This is a genomic window from Tunicatimonas sp., assembly GCF_049647865.1.
Classification (GTDB): domain Bacteria; phylum Bacteroidota; class Bacteroidia; order Cytophagales; family Cyclobacteriaceae; genus Tunicatimonas.
The window spans coordinates 1-4,143 of record NZ_JBARYM010000582.1; the positions used below are offsets into that span (position 1 = coordinate 1).

The 4,143-nt window shown below is 44.7% G+C and carries 4 protein-coding genes; 2 read left to right on the forward strand and 2 right to left on the reverse strand.

Translation table 11 applies throughout. The annotated features are described in order from the left end of the window. The coding region (locus WBA23_RS17230; RefSeq protein ID WP_424583526.1) for a CRISPR-associated endoribonuclease Cas6 at window positions 1–490 on the forward strand (490 nt) is incomplete at its 5' end. A 21-nt stretch (window positions 491–511) separates the two neighbouring features. After that, window positions 512–736 carry a CRISPR-associated endoribonuclease Cas6 gene (locus WBA23_RS17235; RefSeq protein ID WP_424583529.1) on the forward strand — a complete coding sequence of 75 codons (225 nt, stop codon included), beginning with the start codon at window positions 512–514 and terminating at the stop codon, window positions 734–736. 3 nt (window positions 737–739) lie between these two features. Here the strand turns inward: WBA23_RS17235 and WBA23_RS17240 are convergent, their stop codons facing one another. Both WBA23_RS17240 and WBA23_RS17245 read right to left on the reverse strand, forming a co-directional pair. Beyond that, window positions 740–2,089, reverse strand: a complete 1,350-nt coding sequence (locus WBA23_RS17240) for a DUF5103 domain-containing protein (RefSeq protein WP_424583527.1) — start codon at window positions 2,087–2,089, stop codon at window positions 740–742. Between the two features lie 7 nt (window positions 2,090–2,096). Continuing rightward, window positions 2,097–4,028: an ABC-F family ATP-binding cassette domain-containing protein gene (locus WBA23_RS17245; RefSeq protein ID WP_424583528.1), complete on the reverse strand. Its 1,932-nt coding sequence runs from the start codon at window positions 4,026–4,028 to the stop codon at window positions 2,097–2,099. Window positions 4,029–4,143: the final 115 nt, after the last annotated feature.

Genomic DNA, 4,143 nt, shown 5'->3' on the forward strand with positions numbered 1-4,143 from the left:
GGGTATTATGGTGCGGGGCGGAGAAGAGCGCTTTATTAACACTAACGTCTATAATTTTTCGGGGCTGAAAGGTCAGACGAAGATTAGTCGCAATGGCCTACACTTCTATTCTAGCCGAGTAACATTGGTGTTTTCAGCTACCGACCGAGAACTCATTGACTATTTTCTAAAGCACTTATTTTCCTTTCCGCAGATTGATGTAGGAAGCATGATGTTGATTCCAGAAAGTGTGGAGGTAGAAGGGGACGCAGAGTTGGGAGATGTAATGAAGTTTGTCTGCATTTCTCCCCTGGTATTGGTAAAACCATCTTTCAACGATGATCGGGGTAAACGGTTTATTCTTCCTACTACTGATACTTTTTCTGACTTACTATATGAGTCTTTAATGATCCGAATGGAGAATTCGGGGCAGTTCGTGCCGGAAGAGTTGGAGCAATTTTATAAGTTTCAGTTAGTGCCGGATAAAGACTATCTGACCCGTATTCAATAGCAGCAGAAAAAGTTTGCTCGTATTTATCCCCTTTACGATCAAGACGTAAAGTACGAAGTGCGCGGATACACTTTTCCCTTTGTGCTGTACGCAGCCCCGGAAGTACAAAAGTTCATTACCACCAACGGATTAGGCTTATATACGCATAAGGGGTTTGGTATGCTGGACATTGCCGGAGCTGATCCGGGTAAAAAAACGCAGAAGTATGAGTTTGATACTTCTCTTGCCCAATCGTCAGGCCGTTAGTATTCAGCGTCCACCTAGCTGGGAAGATACGCGGGTGTAACCAGCCAAAATGTCGCCTCGGGTACCAATCGGGCGAGTATACACCAAAATATCGTATTCATTTTCTACTTCAAAGTAACTTCCTTCAAACCCATAGGGATTACCAGGTTGGTTGTTAGATACATAGTACTGATAGTTATAAAAACCTTGTTTTAGCAGTAAATCGGCAGTATAGCTTTTCAAAATCGGATCATAAACCATACGATTTTCCGGCGTAAGTTCCCGATTGTTGAAGGCCCCTACCACATACACTTCGCCCGAAACTGCTTGATCGGCCTCCAGTAGAAATTGGGTTTGCACGTAATCGGCACTCAACTCATCGCCCCGGATATCAAGATTCCCTACTACATACGCGCCATTCAAGTCTTCGTACTGGCTATAAAATTCTCTACTTCGATTACGATCAGGCAGCAAGAAGGCTTCTACCGGAACCTGTTCGCGACGAATATCGCCTACATTTTGCCCCAGCGCATTCAGCGTTCGTAGATCGAAGAAGCGATACTCATTACCGGCGTAAAAGTTATTCTGTAAATCAAAGTGTTGGTACTCTAGCTGCTGCCGCTCTTGACGAACGAAAGTAGGCTCTAGTCCTTCTATGGCATTAAACCAGCGATCATTCTGCCGAATTACTACGTAAATATCTTCCAAAGGATTGGGTATGTTTACACTACCATAATCTACGAAAAACTCAATTTGGTGGCTGGTTACCCGCTCAGTAGCTCCATTAGAGCGAGTTATCTCTGCACTTACTCCCACTAATTGGTCGTACACCATCAACCGTTTGGTAAATACCATATTCGCTTCATTAGCATCTTCGTAAACCGAAATGATATAGTTACCCGGCAGTTTTACTCGAGGAACGGGCACACGGTACTGCGTATAAGGCACCTTGGTATTATAGGAAAAGGCCTCGTTCGTAATGGGAAACTCATTATACTCGTAAAGGAAATCTATATTAGATAGAGTAGACTTGCGCCAGTCAGCATTACAGTGGATAAGCTTCGCTCTATAATCGGTACTAACTGCACCATCTATTTCTAGAATGTCAAAAGCTAATATCACCGGAGTAGGATCACCAATACGCAGGGCTGACGACCACAGAACCCCCTCGGGCATAAGCAACCGAATCGACCGAACATTCGGACGAAAGGTTTGATCGTAGAATATTTCATTAGATGATGAGGTAGCGGTGCCGCTGGCAGTAGAGCTTCCGGTAGAAGCTATTGGTACACAAGCAGGTAGAATAGATACTATGAGAAAAATAATACCAATGAAAATCTGAGGTACATAGCGAATCATGTCTGAGTAACGCATACTAAGGCTAATCGTTGTTTAGCTTGGTTTCTATCTCTTCAATTTTTAGGGCCAGATCTTCCCACTGTTGGTTCGCCTCGGTTAGTTTGGAATCTAGTTGCTTAAACTTCTCAGTTTCTTCGGTTAGACGATTTACATCGCTAAACACGGCGGGGTTTGCCAACTGCTGCTCAATGGGTTTTTTATCTTTTTCTAGTTCAGAGATCGTAGTTTCAACAGTTTCTAACTCTCGTTGTAGCTTTTTCAAATTTCGCTCAAGCTCACGATGAGCATCAGAAGGACGGTGAGTCGGTTTGGGTTTGGGGGCGGGCGGCTTCTTTTCCTGAACGGCAGGTTGGTTCGCCTCGCGCTGCGATTGCCAGTAGCTGTATTCCTGGTAAGTGCCAGGGTACTCCTTCACCTCTCTCTCCTCAATATACCAGATCTTATTCGCTACTCGCGAAATGAAGTGGCGGTCATGCGATACAATCAGAAATGTGCCTTGGTACTGCTGTAGTGCTTGTACCAAAATATTGACTGACTGAATATCCAAATGGTTGGTGGGCTCATCCAGTAGCAGAAAGTTGGATTCGCTAATTAAGGTGCGAGCCAGAGCGACTCGCGATTTTTCGCCTCCCGAGAGCACTTTTACCTTTTTAAACACATCTTCGTCCAGAAACAAAAAGCAACCTAGCACATTCCGAAGCTCCTGTTCGGTTTTTTCACTTCCTGCTTGCTTGAGTTCTTCTAAAATTTCATTCTCTAGTGTGAGAGCTTCTAACTGATGCTGTGCATAAAAAGCCATTTCTACATTGTAACCCCAATCCCGCTCGCCCACAAATTCTTCGGTTCCAGCCACCATTCGCAGTAATGTAGATTTTCCCTTGCCGTTCGCTCCGATCAGGGCAATCTTATCACCTCGCTCGATAGCGCACTGACTGTTCTGGAGAATTGTTAGATCGCCGTAGTGCTTAGTAGCATCCTTAATAGCAATTACTTGTCGTCCCGAAGGTCGCTGAAAGGTAAACTTAAAATTAACCGCCGCATTTTCATCTATCACGTTATCTACCTTATCCATGCGGTCGAGCATTTTCACCCGAGACTGAACTTGTCGGGCCTTGGTAGATTTGGATCGAAAACGCTCGATGAAGCGCTCGGTTTGTTTAATCTTCTGCTGCTGGTTCTCAAAGGCGTTCTTCTGAATCTCTCGACGTAGCTCTCGTTCCTCTAAGTAAAATGAGTAATTTCCGGCATAGGTTGTTAACAGCCCGTTGGCTACTTCTACGGTTGTTTCAACGGTGCTATCCAAAAACTGCTGATCGTGCGAGACGATGATAAACGCCCCTTCGTAGGAGCTAAGGTAATTTTCCACCCACTGGATAGACGGTAAATCCAGGTGGTTGGTCGGCTCATCCAGCATCAGTAGCGAGGGTTTCTCCAGTAGTAGCTTGGCAAGCATTACCCGCATGCGCCACCCTCCGGAAAACTCCCGCAACGGACGCTTCAGATCATCCGTGCTAAAGCCAATTCCTTCCAAAATTTCTTCGGCCCGGGCCTGCAGAGTGTAACCTTCTAGTATTTCAAACTGCTCCTGCAAACGAGTTAGCTGCGTAACTAACTTATCTTCGTAGTCAGTTTCCATCTTCTTGAGCACTCGTTCTATTTTATGCTCAATTGCCAGGGCCTCTTCAAATGCCTGCATCGCTACGTTCAGAATACTATCATCTGACTGAAACGACAGTAAGTCTTGGTTGAGAAATCCTACCGTGCAGTCGTTGGCTTTGGTAATTTCTCCCCCGTCGGGCTGGTATTCACCATCAATTAAACGCAACAAGGTAGATTTGCCCGTCCCGTTTAGGCCGATCAGCCCGATCTTGTCTTTCGGTTTAATGTGTAAATTGGCCCCGTCGTATAGTGCCCGTCCTCCGATATGATATGATAAATTATTAATTGCTAGCATACTTCCGCAAAAATAGAAAATCTGTTAGATCATCGTAACACTATTCGGACAGAAAACATTTACTATAGCTATTGATCATATTTATACTTCATTTCTTGAATTTTCAGCTCTAGGT

Excerpts from the sequence above, each read along its gene's own strand:
- WBA23_RS17240 (WP_424583527.1), bottom strand. The coding sequence starts at position 2,089 with ATGCGTTACTCAGACATGATTCGCTATGTACCTCAGATTTTCATTGGT.
- WBA23_RS17245 (WP_424583528.1), bottom strand. The coding sequence starts at position 4,028 with ATGCTAGCAATTAATAATTTATCATATCATATCGGAGGACGGGCACTA.